14 protein-coding genes are annotated in these 18,483 nt (G+C 44.9%); 9 read left to right on the forward strand and 5 right to left on the reverse strand.

Annotation, left to right across the window (positions count from 1 at the left end; translation table 11 throughout):
• Window positions 1–41: 41 nt before the first annotated feature.
• Window positions 42–1,391, reverse strand: a complete 1,350-nt coding sequence (locus R7P67_RS18550; protein WP_318086034.1) for a sigma-54 dependent transcriptional regulator — start codon at window positions 1,389–1,391, stop codon at window positions 42–44.
• A 177-nt stretch (window positions 1,392–1,568) separates the two neighbouring features.
• Between R7P67_RS18550 and R7P67_RS18555 the strand changes: the two genes are divergently transcribed.
• From R7P67_RS18555 to R7P67_RS18565, 3 genes are all read left to right on the forward strand, one after another.
• On the forward strand, window positions 1,569–3,641 hold the full coding sequence (locus R7P67_RS18555; protein WP_318086035.1) for a sensor histidine kinase: 2,073 nt from the start codon (window positions 1,569–1,571) through the stop codon (window positions 3,639–3,641).
• Window positions 3,642–3,853: 212 nt separating this feature from the next.
• Window positions 3,854–4,981 carry a conjugal transfer protein TraF gene (locus R7P67_RS18560; protein ID WP_318086036.1) on the forward strand — a complete coding sequence of 376 codons (1,128 nt, stop codon included), beginning with the start codon at window positions 3,854–3,856 and terminating at the stop codon, window positions 4,979–4,981.
• Between the two features lie 191 nt (window positions 4,982–5,172).
• Window positions 5,173–6,564, forward strand: coding sequence for a glycoside hydrolase family 1 protein (locus R7P67_RS18565; RefSeq protein ID WP_167415769.1), 1,392 nt, complete (start codon window positions 5,173–5,175; stop codon window positions 6,562–6,564).
• A 99-nt stretch (window positions 6,565–6,663) separates the two neighbouring features.
• Here the strand turns inward: R7P67_RS18565 and R7P67_RS18570 are convergent, their stop codons facing one another.
• A complete protein-coding gene (locus R7P67_RS18570) occupies window positions 6,664–8,700 on the reverse strand; it encodes a PhoX family phosphatase (protein WP_318086037.1) in 2,037 nt (678 codons plus the stop codon).
• A 266-nt stretch (window positions 8,701–8,966) separates the two neighbouring features.
• On the opposite strand from R7P67_RS18570, the gene R7P67_RS18575 reads away from it, so the two are divergent.
• Together R7P67_RS18575 and R7P67_RS18580 are read left to right on the forward strand one after the other, a co-directional pair.
• Window positions 8,967–9,305 carry a YggL family protein gene (locus R7P67_RS18575; protein ID WP_318086038.1) on the forward strand — a complete coding sequence of 113 codons (339 nt, stop codon included), beginning with the start codon at window positions 8,967–8,969 and terminating at the stop codon, window positions 9,303–9,305.
• A gap of 1,331 nt (window positions 9,306–10,636) precedes the next feature.
• Window positions 10,637–11,536, forward strand: coding sequence for a LysR family transcriptional regulator (locus tag R7P67_RS18580; protein WP_167415771.1), 900 nt, complete (start codon window positions 10,637–10,639; stop codon window positions 11,534–11,536).
• On the opposite strand, the gene R7P67_RS18585 is transcribed toward R7P67_RS18580, so the two are convergent.
• Both R7P67_RS18585 and R7P67_RS18590 read right to left on the reverse strand, forming a co-directional pair.
• Window positions 11,504–11,848, reverse strand: a complete 345-nt coding sequence (locus R7P67_RS18585; protein ID WP_025768060.1) for a DUF5329 family protein — start codon at window positions 11,846–11,848, stop codon at window positions 11,504–11,506. The two genes, R7P67_RS18580 and R7P67_RS18585, sit on opposite strands and share 33 nt — an antisense overlap.
• 95 nt (window positions 11,849–11,943) lie before the next feature.
• The gene (locus tag R7P67_RS18590; RefSeq protein WP_213879698.1) at window positions 11,944–12,957 is read right to left on the reverse strand and encodes an MBL fold metallo-hydrolase; all 1,014 of its coding nucleotides are present in this window, start codon (window positions 12,955–12,957) and stop codon (window positions 11,944–11,946) included.
• Between the two features lie 155 nt (window positions 12,958–13,112).
• Here R7P67_RS18590 and R7P67_RS18595 point away from each other — a divergent pair, with 155 nt between their 5' ends.
• The 3 genes from R7P67_RS18595 (at window position 13,113) to R7P67_RS18605 (ending at window position 15,456) form a co-directional block, all read left to right on the forward strand.
• Window positions 13,113–13,727 (forward strand): TetR/AcrR family transcriptional regulator, encoded by a 615-nt coding sequence (locus R7P67_RS18595; RefSeq protein ID WP_130546492.1) that lies wholly within the window; start codon window positions 13,113–13,115, stop codon window positions 13,725–13,727.
• Window positions 13,728–14,056: 329 nt separating this feature from the next.
• Window positions 14,057–14,962, forward strand: a complete 906-nt coding sequence (gene rimK / locus R7P67_RS18600) for a 30S ribosomal protein S6--L-glutamate ligase (protein WP_005374224.1) — start codon at window positions 14,057–14,059, stop codon at window positions 14,960–14,962.
• A 65-nt stretch (window positions 14,963–15,027) separates the two neighbouring features.
• Window positions 15,028–15,456, forward strand: a complete 429-nt coding sequence (locus R7P67_RS18605) for an ATP-dependent zinc protease (RefSeq protein ID WP_005384193.1) — start codon at window positions 15,028–15,030, stop codon at window positions 15,454–15,456.
• Window positions 15,457–15,522: 66 nt separating this feature from the next.
• Here the strand turns inward: R7P67_RS18605 and R7P67_RS18610 are convergent, their stop codons facing one another.
• Window positions 15,523–16,248 carry an MBL fold metallo-hydrolase gene (locus R7P67_RS18610; protein WP_064354549.1) on the reverse strand — a complete coding sequence of 242 codons (726 nt, stop codon included), beginning with the start codon at window positions 16,246–16,248 and terminating at the stop codon, window positions 15,523–15,525.
• 323 nt (window positions 16,249–16,571) lie between these two features.
• Here R7P67_RS18610 and speA point away from each other — a divergent pair, with 323 nt between their 5' ends.
• Window positions 16,572–18,482 (forward strand): arginine decarboxylase, encoded by a 1,911-nt coding sequence (gene speA / locus R7P67_RS18615; RefSeq protein WP_033906546.1) that lies wholly within the window; start codon window positions 16,572–16,574, stop codon window positions 18,480–18,482.
• The last annotated feature ends 1 nt before the right edge of the window (window position 18,483 follow it).

Here is an 18,483-nt window from a genome sequence, read left to right on the forward strand (position 1 = left end):
TGTTTGTTATGCCAATGATTTTACATTAGCTAGAAATCGTACTAAGTATAGTCGGAGCGATTCAAACCAAACTTCTGCATCTTTTGGTTAAGGGTTCGACGTGGTAAATCCAACTCCTGCATCACCTCATTGATGCGTCCATGATGCCTGACTAAGGAATCATGCAGCACTTTACGCTCAAAGTTGTGTAACTGTATCGCCAACGGAACGCCTGCTTGTGTCTCTTCGGTTGTAGAAGAGGGTCGACTGGAGAGAATTTCCATTACGGAGACGGTTTCATCCAATGCAAAACGCATCGCGACATTCCTTAGCTCGCGCACGTTACCGGGCCAAGCGTAAGCAAGAATGGCTTTTCTATCAGCTTCACTCAGTGGACGACTCTCAGGGTTACTTTTCAAAGCAAAGTGTTCGAACAAGATCAACGCATCTTCTTCTCGCTCACGTAGTGGTGGCAAATAGATCTGCGCTACATTGAGTCGATAATACAAATCCTGACGAAACTCATCATGATCATTGAGATATTCTTTCGCGGCGGCGATCACTCTCAAATCAACTGAGATCTGTTGATTGCCTCCAACGCGCTCAACTGTATGTTCCTGTAATGAACGTAACACTTTCACCTGCATGGACAGCGGCATACTCTCGATTTCATCAAAAAATAAGGTGCCTTTATCCGCGTATTCCAATTTACCAATGCGCTTTTTACCCGCTCCAGTAAATGCCCCAGCTTCGTGCCCAAACAGCTCACTTTCAAACAGGTTCTCGGGAATCGCGCCACAGTTGATTGGCACAAAATGATGGGTTCTGCGTTGGCTTTCATTATGCAAACTGGTCGCCACCAACTCTTTACCACAACCTGTTTCACCGTAAATAATCACGTTAGTATCAATGCGTGCTAACTTGGCTACTTGTTCTCTAAGCTGTTGCATCACTCGGCTTCGCCCAATCAACACTTCTTCTAAGCCGCTAACGCTAGATAGGTACTCTTGGCGATCTTGAGTAGAAGTTTGTGCGCGATAGCTCTCTACCGCTTCGGTCACTCGTTGGGACAAGCGCTCAGGTTGAAAAGGTTTCTCGATAAAATCGAACGCACCGTTTTGTAACGCCCCTACCGCCATATCGACGTCACCATGTCCGGTGATCAAAATAACTGGCGTTGGAATGTGATTGGCAATCAGACTTTCTAGTATCGACAAGCCGTCGGTGTCCGGCAGACGAACATCACTGACAATCGCATCAAATTCTTGGCTAAGAATAGCCGCTTTGCCCTCTTCGCCTAGACTGAATGCGGTCACGTCAAACCCCGCCAGTTGTAGCCATTGGCTGGTAGCCTGACGAACAATGTCATCGTCTTCGATAAGTGCAATTTTAGGGGTGTCGTCAAAAGCCATGAGTTACTGCCTGCTTTATGGGGGGGAAAGAAATCGCTCTTTATTAACGGTAGCAAAAACCACTGAGGAGAAAAGGAGCTAGATCTCACTTCTTGCTTACAAGTCTTTAACATCCAACCAGTTAGGCGCACTCTTTAATGACTGTTGGTGAGAACGCACTAGCTGAATGGAGTCGGTATGCAGCGCAAAAGGAATGGCAAAACATGGCTTGTGGTCGCAATTGCGGCAGTGCTGATGTTGTCTTGCTATAGCGCCAGCAGAGAGGTGGCTCGTCAGTGGTTGAGCGTACAAACTCAAACCGAAGCTCAACAAAAACTGCTCGACTATATTGGTGAAGTTCGTCGTGCACTTAAACGCTTCTATCACCTGCCTTACCTCGTCACCAATAACCCAGAAACCATCGCTTTTGTGAAAGGGAATCTGACTTATTACGAACCGTTGCAAACCCAACTGACTCAACTCGATAAAGCCGCCAATACGGAAGGTTGGCTAATCCTGTCTAACTCTGGCGAAGTATTGGTATCGAGTTTGATCGAAGAGCGCTTTAGCCTGTCTGACCGAAAAGCGATTGTGGAACAAATTCACAATCAAGGGGGTGGGGTTTCCTTGGTAAACAAAACCAAAGGTTCGAGCCCGTTGTATTATCTTGCAGCGCCTATCTATGATGGTTTGGATATCGCAGGCATTGTGGTGGTGCAAATCAACCTTAGCTTGTTGACCGAACAGACCATTACTAGCCAAGACATCATCACGTTGCAGAATCGTCAACAACGTTTTTTCCTATCGAGTAGCTCGCTTTATAACGCTGACTGGTTTAACGAACCGAGCAACACCGTTCAGTTAGAAACGCAGCGCTTATACGACAACACCAATATCAGTGTGTGGACGCTCAACCAGCAACGCTATTTTGCGCACACCGTTAAATTGGATGATTTGAATTGGTACGTCAGCTACCTCACCCCTTCTAAGCCGATTCAACAAACCATCAACGTGATTGGTTGGAGCGTAGCGGCGCTGCTCTTGTTGGCTGTATTACTCGTCATCATTGGCTTACAACGTCGCCAAAAGCACATCAACCAACAACGAATTCAAGCTCTGTTGGAAGAGTCCCAACGCCGCTTGAAACAGATGATCAATAAGACCCACGTAGGTTTGTTATTGATTGATGAACAAGGGCAACTATTCGATCTCAACCCAATGGCGAAGCGTTTGTTCTGTTTACCAGAAAGCGTCAATCGACATGCTTTTGCTTGGGAGTTATTCGATGCAGGCAATCCCAATTCCACCACACTCAAGTTGCTTAAGGATTTACCTAAACATAAAGAGCTCGCAGAGATCAGTACGGTCGAAACCATTGCCAGACGAAGTGACGGTAGCGTCTTCCCTGTCTTGTTCTCACTGACCAGTTTCCCTTGGCATGGCGAGCAGTATTTCCTTGCGACGATCATCGACATCAGTAAGCGGAAAAAAGCCGAGCAATCACTGCAACAGGTCAACCAAGAACTGGCGCAACGGGTAGAAGAGCGTACTCAAGCGCTAAAAGAAGCGCAAAGCCAGTTAATTGAATCGAGCAAAATGGCCGCCTTGGGTCGCATGTCGAGCGCGATCACTCATGAGCTCAATCAGCCGCTGACGGGCTTGCGTACCCTGCTCACCACGAACGAGCTGCTAGCAGAACGTGGCGAAACCGAGATGATGAAAGCCAACAACGTATTGGTGCAGAAGCTGATTGATCGCATGGCAAGCATGACCAGCCAGTTAAAGACGTTCGCCTACAACAAACCAGAAAGCTTGCAAGTAATTTCTCTTACCTCCGCACTCGAAGAGACCTTACGCGTTTATCAATCCCAATTAGACAAGGTGGATGTGCGTGTTCGAGTTCCTCATGACTTACCTAACATCATGGGCGAAGAACAACGACTGCTTCAGGTGCTCGGTAATCTTGTCTCGAATGCGCTAGACGCAATGAACAAGACCACCAACCCGCAGCTCAACTTAATCGTCAATCCAACCGGCAATCAGGTCGAACTGATCGTCAGTGATAATGGCTGCGGCGTATCGGATGAGATGCTTGAATCCATGTTCGAGCCCTTCCAAACCTCAAAGAAAATTGGTGAAGGCTTAGGGCTGGGTTTAGCGATTACGGCCAACAATATGCGTGATATGCAAGGGAAAGTCAGCGCACAGCTCAACACTACTGAAGGAATGTCCTTCATCTTAGTATTTAAACTCGCTCCTCACCGAAGCTGACCTAACTTCTCCCATCTCTCAATCCTTTTCTCTCAATAAGAGAGCAATATAAACCCTGTTCAACTTTATAAAGCGAGTTGCCTAACCTACGCTTAACTTGATGAATCGCCACATACCATTCATCAGAACAATTTTTGGTGGTTGACACCAGTTTTAGCTCCCACCGTCTAATTTAATGATAAGTAATTATTTAAAATAAGAATGGATGCGTTATGAGAAAAATAACTTTAGCTGCAGCAGGAGCGCTTTTTATATTATCACCTCACGCTTTTTCTGCACCTTACGCTGCCGACGCTCGAAGTCATGGTATGGCAAATACAGGCGTCGTTTCTGCTGACTATTTGACCGCGCCCCTACATAACCCAGCCTTGGGGGCCCTCTATCGAGAAAATGATGATATCGGTCTGCTCATTCCGGCTGTCGGGGTTAATGTCCACGACGAGGATAAAGCGTTGTCAGCCGTAGATGACGCCCAAGACCTTTATGATAGTATTCAGGGCATTCCTACTCCAGCGAACGAGGCCGAGCTTAATCGCCTCCTCGATCAGTTGGATAAGAGCGTCCCAGTTGTCATTAACGGAGGGCTAAGCCTCGCAATTGCTATTCCGACGCGCTACATGTCTGTAAACCTGTTTAGCACTGGTTATGTGGAGATACTTGCTGCACCCGATATCTCAGATTCAACAAACACCGCAGATCGATACCTCAATTCTGCCGTTAACCTAGCTGCTTTCGGTAATGTGGAATATGGTATTGCTCTATCTCGTGCTTACACTATAGGCGAACAACAATTCGCATTTGGTATTACACCAAAATACCAACAACTTAAAACCTACACACAACGTACAACACTAGACGACTTTGATATCGAGGATTACGACAAAAGTGAAGTATCAAAGAATACTTTCAATATGGATCTTGGGGTCGCTTGGTATCACAACGCATTTAGAGCAGGCCTTTCATTAAAAGACGTCTTCGAGCAAGATATTGAAACAAAACTGGGCAACTATACCTACGAACTCACACCACAAGCGACAGTTGGCATCGGTTATGTCGGGAACTATGTAGCTCTGAGCTTAGACGCCGATCTCACCAAACAAAAGCGCTTTAAAGAGCTCGACGATGACACTCAGTTTATTCGTGTCGGTATCGAGGGGAATGCTTGGGGGTGGGCACAACTTCGCGCTGGTTATGAAATTGACCTAGAAAATAATCTCGATAACTCAGTGACAGGTGGCATTGGCATCAGTCCTTTTGATGTGATCAGTTTAGACCTCGCTGGCTCTTACGCTGGCGATAACCAGTTTGGCGCGGCGGCGAATTTAGCATTTACGTTTTGAATATGAATGCCAATCTAAATTCACTTAGGTTGGCATTGTTAACAACCATCCTATATATCAATGTTTATCATTACTGACGTTTGGTGATGAACTGATAAAAATACGATCTCGATACAAGTATCGAGGTGTCTCCTACACTATTCTCAAGCAATAAATCCACAAACATTTCCTAAATATAAAGAGTGAGAAGCATGATTAAGTTTCCTGAACATTTTCTTTGGGGTGGTGCCATTGCTGCAAACCAAGTAGAAGGGGCGTACAACCTTGGGGGTAAAGGGTTATCGACATCAGACATGCTGCCAAACGGTATTTTGAGTCCGCATCAAACCCGTGAAGAGCGTACACCGGGTATCAAAGACGTGGCGATCGACTTCTACAATCGCTACCCAGAAGACATCGCGCTGTTCAAAGAGATGGGCTTTAACTGTCTGCGTCTCTCTTTGGCATGGAGCCGCATCTTCCCGAACGGGGACGAACTAGAACCTAACGAAGAAGGTTTGGCGTTCTACGATAAAATTTTTGACGAACTTGCCGAGCACAACATCCAACCTTTCGTGACCTTATCTCACTACGAAATGCCTTACGCACTGGTTGAAAACTATGGCGGTTGGGGCGATCGTCGCGTCATCGAATTCTTCGAACGTTATGCTCGCACCGTGCTGGGACGCTACAAAGACAAAGTGAAGCTGTGGTTAACCTTCAACGAAATCAACATGTCTCTACACGCACCATTTACTGGTGTTGGTTTGCAAGAAGACGCCAATGAACAAGAGATTTACCAAGCGATTCACCACCAGCTAGTCGCAAACGCAAAAGCGGTAAAACTGTGTCAGAAAATCGTACCAAACGGCAAGATTGGTAACATGCTGCTTGGCGCAATCAACTACCCATACACCTGTAACCCTGATGACGTGCTTGCTGCCATGCATGAAAACAACAAGTGGTTGTTCTTCGGTGATGTGCAAACACGTGGTCAGTACCCTGGCTACATGAAGCGTTACTTCCGTGAAAACGGCATCGAAATTCAGATGGAAGCAGGCGACTTAGAAGAAATTGCATCGGCAAGTGTCGATTTCATCTCATTCAGCTACTACGCAAGTGGCTGTGCAAGTGCGGATCCGAAACAGAAGGAAGTGGGTAACATTGTCGATAGCGTACCAAACCCATACCTTGAAAAGAGCCAGTGGGGTTGGTTGATCGATCCAAAAGGCCTTCGCGTTCTGCTGAACTTCCTTCACGATCGCTACCAAAAGCCACTGTTCGTCGTAGAAAACGGCTTAGGTGCACGTGATGAAATCGATGAAAACGGTGAGATTCAAGATGATTACCGCATCGCTTACTTGAACGACCATCTTGTACAAGCACATGAAGCAATTTTGGATGGCGTTGAGCTGATGGGCTTCACCAGTTGGGGACCAATCGATTTGGTCGCGAACTCAACCGCTGAGATGAGCAAACGTTACGGCTTTATCTATGTCGATCGTCATGATGATGGGCAAGGAACGCTAGAACGTAAACGTAAGAAAAGCTTTTTCTGGTATCAAGACGTGATTCGTACTTCAGGCGGTTCATTGAAAAGCTAAGCCTGTTGTTTAGGTACAAAGTGCAACTAGGCATTCGCCTAAACCATCAAGCCCTGCAATTGCAGGGCTTGAATTTTAAGGTGTTTATTCATTTAGAGATTAAACTGCAATCTCTCCACCGTCTTCACGGCGAATAACCACTGTCGCCGCTCGTGGGCGCACAGAAACACCAGCAGGCGTTTCTTCGGCTGCATCTTCACTGTATGGCCAGTTGCCTGGGTGCTGAATATTCACAAACAATGATTTGTAATCAGGGCTGATGGTAAAGCCTGTTACTTCACAACCATTTGGTCCGACAAAGAAGCGTTTCAATTCAGCTTGATTATCCGCACCAATCACAGCTTGATCACCATTCTCATCTGTTAGCTTAGATGGCACAACAGCCAACATTTGATCATTGGTGTAAGATGTAACTTCATCTGCGCCGTTATCAGTCTGAATCCACAAAATACCACGGCCATCAAACGCTAATCCGTCTGGACTCGCAAACTGGTTTAACTCATTCAAGCCAGAACGGTTGGTATCTGCATCACCATTTGCTGGCGAACCAAACACAAAGATATCCCAATTAAAGTCAGTTGCTGAAGCACCTTCATCCCAACGAATAACATGACCAAACTTATTATTCAAACGTGGATTCGCAGGATTGGTTTCATCTGTACGGCGCGTATTGTTCGTCAATGTTAAATATACTGAACCCGTGAATGGATCAACCGTACACCACTCTGGTCGATCCATTGGTGTTGCCCCAACTAAATCCGCCGCACCCGCAGTATTGATGATAATTTCAGCCAGTGAATCAAAGTGATCCGCTAATGTACCACCAGCGGTTGTTACGCTATCAAGCGTTAATGGTAACCAAGTACCTGTGCTGTCTTCATTGAAGCGCGCCACATACAGTGTGCCTTCGTCCATGTACTTGTCACCCATCGCCAAGCGGTTATCAGGGTTAGCATCTGCTGGATCCCACGCTGCCGCAGATTCAAATTTGTATAGGTATTCAAAGCGAGAATCGTGACCAGAATAAAATACCACTGGTTTGCCTTCTTCAAGCTTACCGAAAGTACAGCCCTCGTGACGGAAACGACCTAGCGCAGTACGTTTCTTCGCACGTGAGTTTTGCGTGTAAGGGTCAATCTCGACAATGTAACCGTGACCATTGGCTTCATTACGGTAATCATCCATCGCACTTGCTCCTGTTGGAGCCACATTAAAGCGAGAGAACTCATCAAGACGCTCTTCTGAATTTCCTGCTAATGTCTCCCACAAGTAGCGTGTACTTTGATCATCGACACCAATGCGATCTTGCTCTTCTGTACGAGTCCCGGCATTAACAAAGTAACCTGGCCAGTTCTCTTCACACGTTAAGTACGTGCCCCACGGCGTGTAGCCGTTGCCACAGTTGTTTAACGTACCACGCGCTTGGCTGCCATCTGGCGAGAAACGAGTGACAGTTAAAGATGTGTGGGCCACCGGGCCAGACAAATCCATGACTGTCGCACCAGTATAACGACGGTTTAGTGGATCGGTATCAACCAACTTCCACATGTTGTCTTCCAGTTGAATGCGAACCACTGACACACCGTGCGCGTTAATCTCTTTGCGCACTTCATCTACAATGGTACGTACGCCATTTTCAACCGTCGGACCATTTGGATGCAGTGCTGATGTGTCGATGTACTCGTGGTTAATACATAGCAAGCCATCTGTAGTGCTATCGTTCAATGGGAAAAAATGCATGCCGTCATGGTGCATGCCTAGCGCATTTAACTGATCGGTACTGGTGTTGGTACCATCATTTTGCCATGCGCTGCCTTGTGCATTAAGTGGTGTTCCCCAAGGTACTAGTACTTGTGCGGTGTAGCCTTGTGGAATTGAAACTGCGTCAGTGAGTGAGCCAGGGATAGATTCAAAGTTAAGAACGGCTTTAGATGCGCCCGAACCACTGCTTACTGTACTCCCTGAGTCAGACGAGTTACAACCAGCCAATCCGAAAGCACCAAACGCTGTCATCGCACTGATACCTAAACCACCTTTCAGAATGCTGCGTCGAGATAGGCTCGCTTCTAATACTTCTTCAAATGGTTTGTTTTCACTTTGGTTATAACGCGTCGCGTCAAAGGTTTCCTTGCTCATTTTTACTTTCCCGATCTTATAGTTTAATTAATAAATAAGTGATTAGTTGAACGGCAAGAAGTTTGGATAAGAAAAATGACAAAAGTGCTTAAAACATATGAAACTTGTGTTTCAACAATACTGCAAACCAACCAACACAGCTAACGAAGCAATTAAATTCTGGTCACATAATCACCAACTGTATCGCTTCATTCTGATTTTACTTGGGCTAAAGTGTGATAGAAGGTATAAGGTGTACGAAATCAAATCATCTACGAGAGATAATCATGAAATTAGACAAGATCGATAACAAGAGCCGTCGTATCCGTAAAAAGCTGTTCTTAGGTGAGTTCGCAATCCTAGGTTTCGAGATCAGCTGTGAAACAGACATTAACGACTTCGACCGTTACGATGCATTCGTTGATGACTTTATCGACTACATTGACGAGCTTGATCTTTGCTTCGGTGGCGGTGGTCTAGAACTGTTTGAAGGCTTCCTATGTTCTACTGACCGTTACGGCAGTGCGACTGAAGAACAGAAAGCGCAAGTTATCAAATGGTTAGAAGCACGCCCAGAAGTGAAAAGCGCGCAAGCGGGCGAACTAGTTGACGCCAACTACCTGTAACTAAAGGGCAACCTGTAATACGCAGAGCTCAATAAATGGTAGAGAAAGCTGGTCTTAAGACTGGCTTTTTTATTTTTTGAAGAATGTGATATTAAAATTGGGTGCTTGGGAAGTTGCGCGGAGTGATTGTGGCATTTTTGAGCTGGCAATCAACGGGAAACTGCGTTCCACAGCCAGCTCGTGCCTTTAGGTATAATTAACTATGATTTTTTAGCTGGGGCGTCTTTCGTGTCTTTCCAGTATTGAATACGCACACGATGTAGCTGAGCTCTTCTAGTCTTTTTCATAGTAAAGTCCCTCATCTTATATAAGTAACGCTCCTCATGGAGCTTATTGTCTAAGGTCGTATCCCCTTCAATCTATAAGGGAATCAATCATTTAACCGTGACCAATTTCACAACATAATGATAATTACCGATTTCTTGCAGCCTGTTTTTACTGGCAAACGGCATATTATCTATCTGACACAGTTAACTTACTCACCAGATATGACAGAAAAATGGCAATCAAGTTCCCTACTTATACTGTCATTGAATCTTAATAAGGATTAACAAGGTGGGCATTTCAGATTTACCATACTGTTTATAAAAACCGCAAGAATTTTTATTTCTTTTCAAACAAATCTCTACTCAAGATCAATTCACTTTCATCTTTATCGTCTCCCTTTTAACGCATTGTGATCCAGTTCAATCCACAGAACTCGGAACAAAAAGCGCACATTAATACATTCACCACCAAACTTGTGCGAGATCTCTTACAAGAGTTGTAAGCAAATAGATTAATCACCTCTAAGAGCAATGCCAGAAAAAAACATTAAACATATGATTTAAAAGTAATATTTAAATTCACTTAAAATAATAAGTAAAAATAATTTAGAAAAGTTAATTGAGTCAAATCAGCAAAACATCAATACTCAACTTGTCGACAGGATGTTGGCGGGAACAGGAAAAAAGCCTAAAGGATTGGGTATCTTCAGGATGAAGATTTGATAGCTTAGGATGAGTTGTCAGCAAGGAAGTAGTTAAGCTCTAGGATAGAGTTCGCCCGTCAGGATGATAGGCAAGAATGGACACCGCTAGGAAGGCGATGAACAAGGAACTCGGTTAAAGGACTTAGCCACAATCAAGGATAGATGCAGGGAGCACCTATTAGTAGCTGGATTGCTGCGAAAAAGAATAAGCCCCGTCTGGGAAACCAGGCGGGGTTTTATTTTGTCTGTAATGTATTGATAGCGATTCATCTTTATCGTTTAAGTCTTCTCTGTTTTCATAAAACACCGTGCTATCATTTTCTTTACGTCTCCCAACAAAGCTCTCAGAAAATCACACACTATGCTTAATCCTGTTTGGTTACATACATTTAAGACATTGATTGAAGTCGGTCATTTTACGCAAACGGCAGAAAAACTTTTTATGACTCAGCCTGGCGTCAGCCAACACATCAAAAAATTAGAGCAAAGTTGTCAGCATGCCTTGATCAAGCGCGAAAACAAAAGCTTCGAATTAACCGAACAAGGCAGGATTGTCTACGCATATGCGCTCGAGTTAGAAGATAGAGAGAAGAAGCTGCTCGAAGAGCTCAGTTTTGATGATGCGTTTTCAGGCCACTGTAAACTGGCTTGTTCTGGTGCAATGGCGTTAATGTTGTATGGGCCCATTTTGGAGAAGCAAAAACAGCACCCGAGCTTATCGTTACATTTAGAAGCCGCGCCAAATCAATCTATTCTCAACGCCATAACGCAAGGGCACATCGATATTGGTATCGTGACTGATGTTCCCAACAAAGGTCTGTTTCACAGTGAGCGAATTGGTAAAGAGAGGTTGTGCTTGGTTCTGCCAAAGCATTATCAAAATAAGCAGATAACGCCACAACTCTTGCATGACTGTGGTGTCATTAGCCACCCTGATGCCGAGCATTACATGACGCTGTTTTTTGACCAGTGTGAAGAACCACAGCTCCAAGAAATTAAGATGAGCGATTTACCATTATCCGGCTACGTAAATCAATTGAGCCAAATTTTGCTACCTGTCAGCAAAGGACTTGGCTTCACCGTGCTGCCTCAAAGTGCGGTCGACAATTTTCCGCTAAAAGACACGTTACACATTGCTCAACTGAAAACCACTGTATGTGAAGAGCTATTTCTAGTTCGTAAGCGCAGTCGTGCTCTACCTCTGCGCTATCAGACCATCAAAGAAGTATTATTGGATGTGATCGGTGGTGCGCATCAATGATGTTAGCCACTCTTCGCTGGTAATGCGTTTGTCTTGGCAATCCACCCAATATGGTTTGCCAGATAACCAGCTCTTTGACGCGACCTCTTTTATAAACACATCCACGGAATCAACGTCATCTTTGGCGTAATCCCATTTATTGCGCATGTGTTCTGCCGCTTCTTGATTAGTGTACGCCTTGCCGTTGCGGATAAAGGTGCAAGAGGATTGCTCAACTCGTTTTATCAACGTCGAGATATCTTGCTCTACCCCTGCTAGTGCAAAGGTCGGCAGAATGCTTAATGTAAGTAACAACGTCCACTTTGCTTTCATCGCACCTTTATCCTTATCCCTGACCACATAACTACTAATAGTAACTACTGATAAGTGACTTAACTATTCTGGTGTTTGACTGTTTAGCTCAGCAATTATTGCCACCATGCCTGAGCAGGCTGAGGCTCCGCAATCGCCAAGCGTTGACCAATCTCAGGGCTCACTAACGTTACACCGCGCTCTTCACTAATATCTAACGCGCGTTGCATTGGCTCATTCCAATCGTGCATTGATAAATCAAACGTGCTGTTATGGATCGGCATCATCACTTTGCCCTGCACATCGATGTGTGCTTGAACGCTTTGCTCTGGGAACATGTGAATGTCTGACCAGAGTTCATTGTACGCACCTGTTTCAATCATGGTGAAGTCAAACGGACCGTACTTTTCGCCAATCTCTTTAAAGCCATTGAAGTAACCAGAGTCACCACTGAAGAACACTTTGTGTTGTTGTGCATTGATAACCCAACTGCCCCACAGCGTCGTATCGCGGTCTGTCAAACCTCGACCAGAGAAATGCTGAGTCGGAGTTAGTGTATATTCAATGCCGTCAACAGAGTGTGACTCCCACCAATCTAGCTCGATCACTTTCTCCTTCGGCACACCCCAATTCACCAGTAATTGGCCAACTTTTAACGGCACCAAGAAAGTGCCCACCTTGTCGCCTAGCACTTTAATAGAAGCTTTATCTAGGTGATCGTAATGGTCATGACTGATCACCACCACATCGATAGTTGGCAAATCTTCTATCGTGATGGGGGTTTGGTGAAAGCGTTTTGGCCCTGCCCATTGTACAGGAGACGCGCGATCACTGAATACAGGGTCGGTCATCACCAGTTTTCCATCGAGCTTCATTAATACGCTTGAGTGACCCAGACGATAGATGACGTCATCTTGCTCTTCTAACAGTTGCCGCGCTGTGATCGCATGCACTGGAATTTCAATCGTTGGTGTTGGGTTAAGGCGCTCAGTCGTAAAATACGCTTTCATGATTTCGAACATGTCGCCCAAACCGCTTTTGTATTCCAACTCTGTATTTGCAAATTTGTCCGGGTATGTTGGCGCTTTTTCAGTATCAACATTAGAACAAGAAATCATTGATGTACCCATCGCGAACGCTCCTACTGTGGCTAGCAAAGTTTTTTTCATAAAAAGTTAACCCGAACAAAAGTAAACTACACGGTGCAGTTTACATTCTAATTATCAAAAGTAAACTGCTTAGTGTAAAATAGATCAAGAAATGATCTTCTTAACTTAGCAAGCTTATGAATGTAAAAAGAAAAAGTCGTAGCGAAACCAAAAGAGAAGCCATCTTGTGCGCGGCAAGGCAAGCGTTCCAAGAGTTTGGGGTGCAAAACACCAGCATGGATAAGCTCTCTGCAATCGCACAAGTCTCTAAGCGCACGGTCTATAATCACTTCCCTTCTAAGGAAGCGATCGTGACGGAGTTGCTGACTGAGCTTTGGCGTTCGTCAATGATGGAAAGCGATATAAAACGCTTGGCCACTCTGCCACTCAAAGATCAATTGATTGAATTACTCTACAGCGAGATCATTGTGGTAACGGCACCAAACTATATTGAGCTGGCAAAAGTGGCATTTGGGCACTTCTTATTTAAGCCGGAAGATCTCAAAGAACAAGCAGAACAAATGTCGAAACAGGAAACCGCCCTGTACCGCTGGCTTACTGAGAAATCGAACAGTGGCGCTTTGCAAATTGATGATGTACATATAGCAAGCACTCAATTGCACAACTTACTTAAAGGCAGTGCATTCTGGCCGCAGTTAATGGGAATTCGCCCCTCTTTGTCGAATGAAGAATCTAGGCTGTTAGCTACCCAAACGGCGGAACTTTTTTTAAGTCACTATCAAAACAGCTAAAAACAGCGGTCAAATTGGCCGCTTTTTTAAGCGATAATTCGTGACAAAGCGATGAAATTTTTGCTCAATTTTATTTATCTCACCCTTGACAGTCTCATACCGCAAGGCGTGAGCGTTCGATAAAATATTTTTGTCGTGTCGACGATGCTTTTTCGTTTTCATCTCACAAAAAAACGCCCTAAGGTGCGCACCTCTGACGACGTGGTTGTTCAACCACAATTCTAAATCGTTGAAGTAAGTAGGTTATGTCATAACATGATCACCTGCCTACTGCATTCTATGCTCTATACTTATATTTTAATTTGGTACTGACTTACTAAGGAATTGCCATGCGTATTGCTATTCTCTCTCGTAATGAGAATTTATATTCAACCATGCGCCTAAAACAGGCGGGTGAAGAACGTGGGCATCAAATCGATGTGATCGACACGCTTCACTGTTATATGGACATTACGAGCAACAACCCTAAGATCCGCTACAAGGGTGAAGAATTACCGCAATACGATGCTGTTATTCCACGTATTGGGGCATCTATTACGTTTTACGGCACTGCTGTTGTACGTCAGTTTGAAATGATGGGTACATTTTGTGTCAACGAATCTGTCGCGATCAGCCGCTCTCGTGACAAGTTGCGCTCATTACAACTGCTATCACGTAAAGGCATCGGTTTGCCACGCACTGGCTTTGCTCACCATCCTGACAACATTCAGGACGTGATCAAAAACGTTGGTGGCGCACCTCTAGTAATTAAATTGCTAGAAGGCACTCAAGGCATTGGTGTTGTACTTGCTGAAACAAATAAAGCGGCAGAAAGCGTGATTGAAGCTTTCATGGGTTTGAAAGCTAACATCATGGTGCAAGAATTTATCGAAGAAGCAAAAGGCGCGGACATCCGTTGTTTTGTTGTCGGAAATAAAGTAATCGCCGCAATGAAGCGCCAAGCAAAAGAAGGCGAGTTCCGTTCTAACCTTCACCGTGGTGGCTCTGCACAACTCGTGCGTTTGAGCAAAGAAGAGCGTGCGACCGCTGTAAATGCTGCGAAAGTGATGGGCTTGAACCTTTGTGGTGTGGATATCCTTCAATCTAAAAATGGCCCAGTGGTAATGGAAGTGAACTCTTCCCCTGGTCTAGAAGGCATCGAACTAGCAACTGGTAAAAACATTGCAGGTATGATCTTCGATTTTATCGAGAAAAACGCTAAGCCAAATTCAAACCGTACTCGCGGTAAAGGTTGATTTTTGTTTAACGCACAAGAGAGCCAAAAACCGGCTCTCTTGTTACTCGTCGCTAGGATGACACTATGAATCAGAAAATGATCATTGGGAATGCCGAAGCTATTTGCTTGCCAGAGTTAGGGATTACTCACCTTGAAGCGCGTATTGATACAGGCGCTCAAACCTCTTCATTACATGTAGACAATATTGATTGCTTTGAAAAAGATGGCCAGTCTTATGTTGCATTCGATCTGCACCCAGATGTATACCATTTAGAACAAGTGGTTCGCTGCACAGCGAAACTAAAAGCAAACCGTAAGGTTAAATCTTCTAACGGTACTTTTGAGCACCGCTGCGTGATCACGACGATGCTGCGTATGGGCGACCAACAATGGCCAATCGACATTACGTTGACTAACCGTGAAAAAATGACTTACATGATGTTGTTAGGTCGTCAGGGTATGGCAGACAAAGTGCTCGTTGATCCTAGCCAATCTCACTTATTGGCATCTTAACCCCGTAGCTTCAGATGAGTGATCGAACGTTTTTGTTGAGCATCACTCGTCTGGCTTTATCTTCGCCTACTTCCTACGAAATAACGCAAACAACAATCCCTTCGCTTTAACTTTTGTCACTCGCCAGTGCGTCATTGGCTTAGTTGGCGCTGTATTCAAAATGTGCTGATACGCTTTTTCATCCAAAGTCACCTCTCCCCCATGTGCCAAAAGCAAACATTGCGGATTCATCTCAAACACACGCTTTAATGATTGCCGATATTGATTCGGATGAAATATGGGAAACGGCGCAATCAGATGCTTTTTCACCTGCACCATTAAATCCGCCACATACAACACATCTTGTTCAGAATGATAAACCGACAGATCTCGATCAGTATGCCCTAGCGTTTCTAGCACCTGCCAATCATCAAATCCAGGAATAAACTCTCCATCAATAAGTTCAATATCTGGCTTTAACTTGCGGGAATACCACAGGTTTTGCTTTGGTTTACGCATCCGATTCGCCATCCAGCGTGCTAACATTAAATCGGTCAAATGCATTAGCCAACCGTCTACACCGCTATACCACTGGCTCTCTCGCTTTGCGGCCAATAGCTTACATCCTGTTAAATCACGTAGTTTGTGCGCACCACCAGCATGGTCTGGATGCATGTGGGTCACAACAACCAACTTTAGGTCAGAAAAAGGACGATGGAGTTGATGTTCAATAAAGTCTTTAAGATGAGGAATGTCTGCTCGACTGGCACCATCAAGCAACAATAATTTATCGGGATATTCGGCGAGATACATGGTCTGAATGTACCCCTGAATTCTGTGCAGCTGCAAAATATGTCCTTATTTTAGTGAGATGCTTCATGACCGAACCCTTACTGGTCAGACCAACTATAACAGCAGAATGGACGCTTCGGTAAACAAATATTCACACGTAGCGACGACAACAAATCATAATCGAGATGATAGATTTTAATCATTAGACTCAAAGGCACTTTTATCCGTTAATGCGCGCACACGGAGTTCGTGTCAGGGTATGAGGTAAATGCCTCATGATTTGCTTTTTTGTACTTTTCCTTCTAATTAATTAAGGAGTTAAGTACATTTTTGTGAGAATCGAGTTGGAAAAAGCAACTAAATTAGACCGCATCCGCGCGGACTACAACGTTCACTACTGGAGCCAAGGTTTCTACGGCATTGATGACCAAGGCGAAGTATATGTATCACCACGTAGTGATCGTGCACATCAAATCCCTTTCAGCGCTATTGTAAATGAGCTAGAAGCGAAGCAGTTAAATCTGCCTGTATTAGTACGCTTCCCGCAAATCGTGCACCAACGTGTGCATGGTATTTGCCACGCATTCAACCAAGCAATTGAAGAATACCAATATCCAAACAAATACTTGTTGGTGTACCCAATTAAAGTAAACCAACAACGTGAAGTGGTGGATGAAATTCTAGCGAGCCAAGCTCAACTAGAAACCAAGCAGCTTGGTCTTGAAGCGGGTAGCAAGCCAGAATTGTTGGCGGTACTTGCATTGGCTCAACAAGGTAGCTCCGTGATCGTGTGTAATGGCTACAAAGACCGTGAGTATGTGCGTCTTGCACTGATCGGTGAAAAGCTGGGTCACAAGGTATTCATCGTACTAGAGAAGCTTTCTGAGCTGGATCTGGTACTAGAAGAAGCGAAAAGTTTGGGCGTAAAACCGCGCCTTGGTTTACGCATTCGCCTCGCCTCTCAAGGCGCAGGGAAATGGCAAGCAAGTGGCGGTGAAAAATCGAAGTTTGGTTTATCAGCATCGCAAGTGCTTAGCGTTATTGAACGTCTTAAACGCGAAGGCAACCTAGACGCGATGCAACTGGTTCACTTCCACCTTGGTTCACAGATGGCAAACATCCGTGATGTACGCAATGGTGTGAACGAGTCTGCACGTTTCTACTGCGAACTACGCGCACTCGGTGCAAACATCGAGTACTTCGATGTGGGCGGCGGCTTGGCAGTGGATTATGACGGCACACGCAGCCAATCATCGAATTCGATGAACTACGGCCTTGCAGAATACGCACGTAATATCGTCAACACAGTGGGCGATGTGTGTCTGCAATACGAACAACCAATGCCAGTGATCATTTCGGAATCGGGTCGCTCGCTAACAGCGCACCACGCTGTGTTGATTTCTAACGTAATTGGTACCGAGTCGTACCTACCGGAAGAAGTACATGAGCTTGATGATGACGCTCCGCTTTTGCTACAAAACATGTGGCGAAACTGGGAAAACTTGCAAGATGGTACAGACGCTCGTGCGTTAATTGAGATTTACAATGATACCCAAAGTGATTTGGCAGAAGTGCACTCTCAATTTGCTACAGGTGTGCTTAACTTGGAACAACGTGCGTGGGCAGAACAATTGTCACTACGCATTTACTTCGAATTAAGCCGCAAGATGAGCACTAAGAATCGCTTCCACCGTCCGATTCTGGACGAGTTGAGCGAACGTCTTGCGGATAAGTTCTTCGTGAACTTCTCTCTCTTCCAATCTCTACCAGATGCTTGGGGTATTGATCAGGTGTTCCCTGTTCTGCCACTTTCTGGTCTTGGCGAGGCGGAAGAGCGTCGTGCAGTGATGTTGGACATCACATGTGACTCTGATGGCGCGATCGATCACTACGTTGATGGTCAAGGCATCGAGAGCACGCTACCTGTACCAGCTTGGAGCAAAGACAAACCGTACCTAATGGGCTTTTTCCTAGTAGGCGCATACCAAGAAATCCTTGGTGACATGCACAACCTATTTGGTGATACCCACAGTGCTGTAGTCAATGTTGATGAACATGGTCAATTTGAGATCAGTTACATCAACGAAGGTGATAGTGTAGAAGACATGATGCGCTACGTTCATATCGACGTGGATGCGATTCGTGACAATTATAAACAATTGGTTTCACAGCGAGTTGAAGCCAATGAACAAGCACAAATCCTAGCAGAACTAGAACAAGGTCTAGCAGGATACACCTATTTAGAGGACTTCTGAT

The organism is Vibrio sp. Vb0937 (assembly GCF_033338855.1).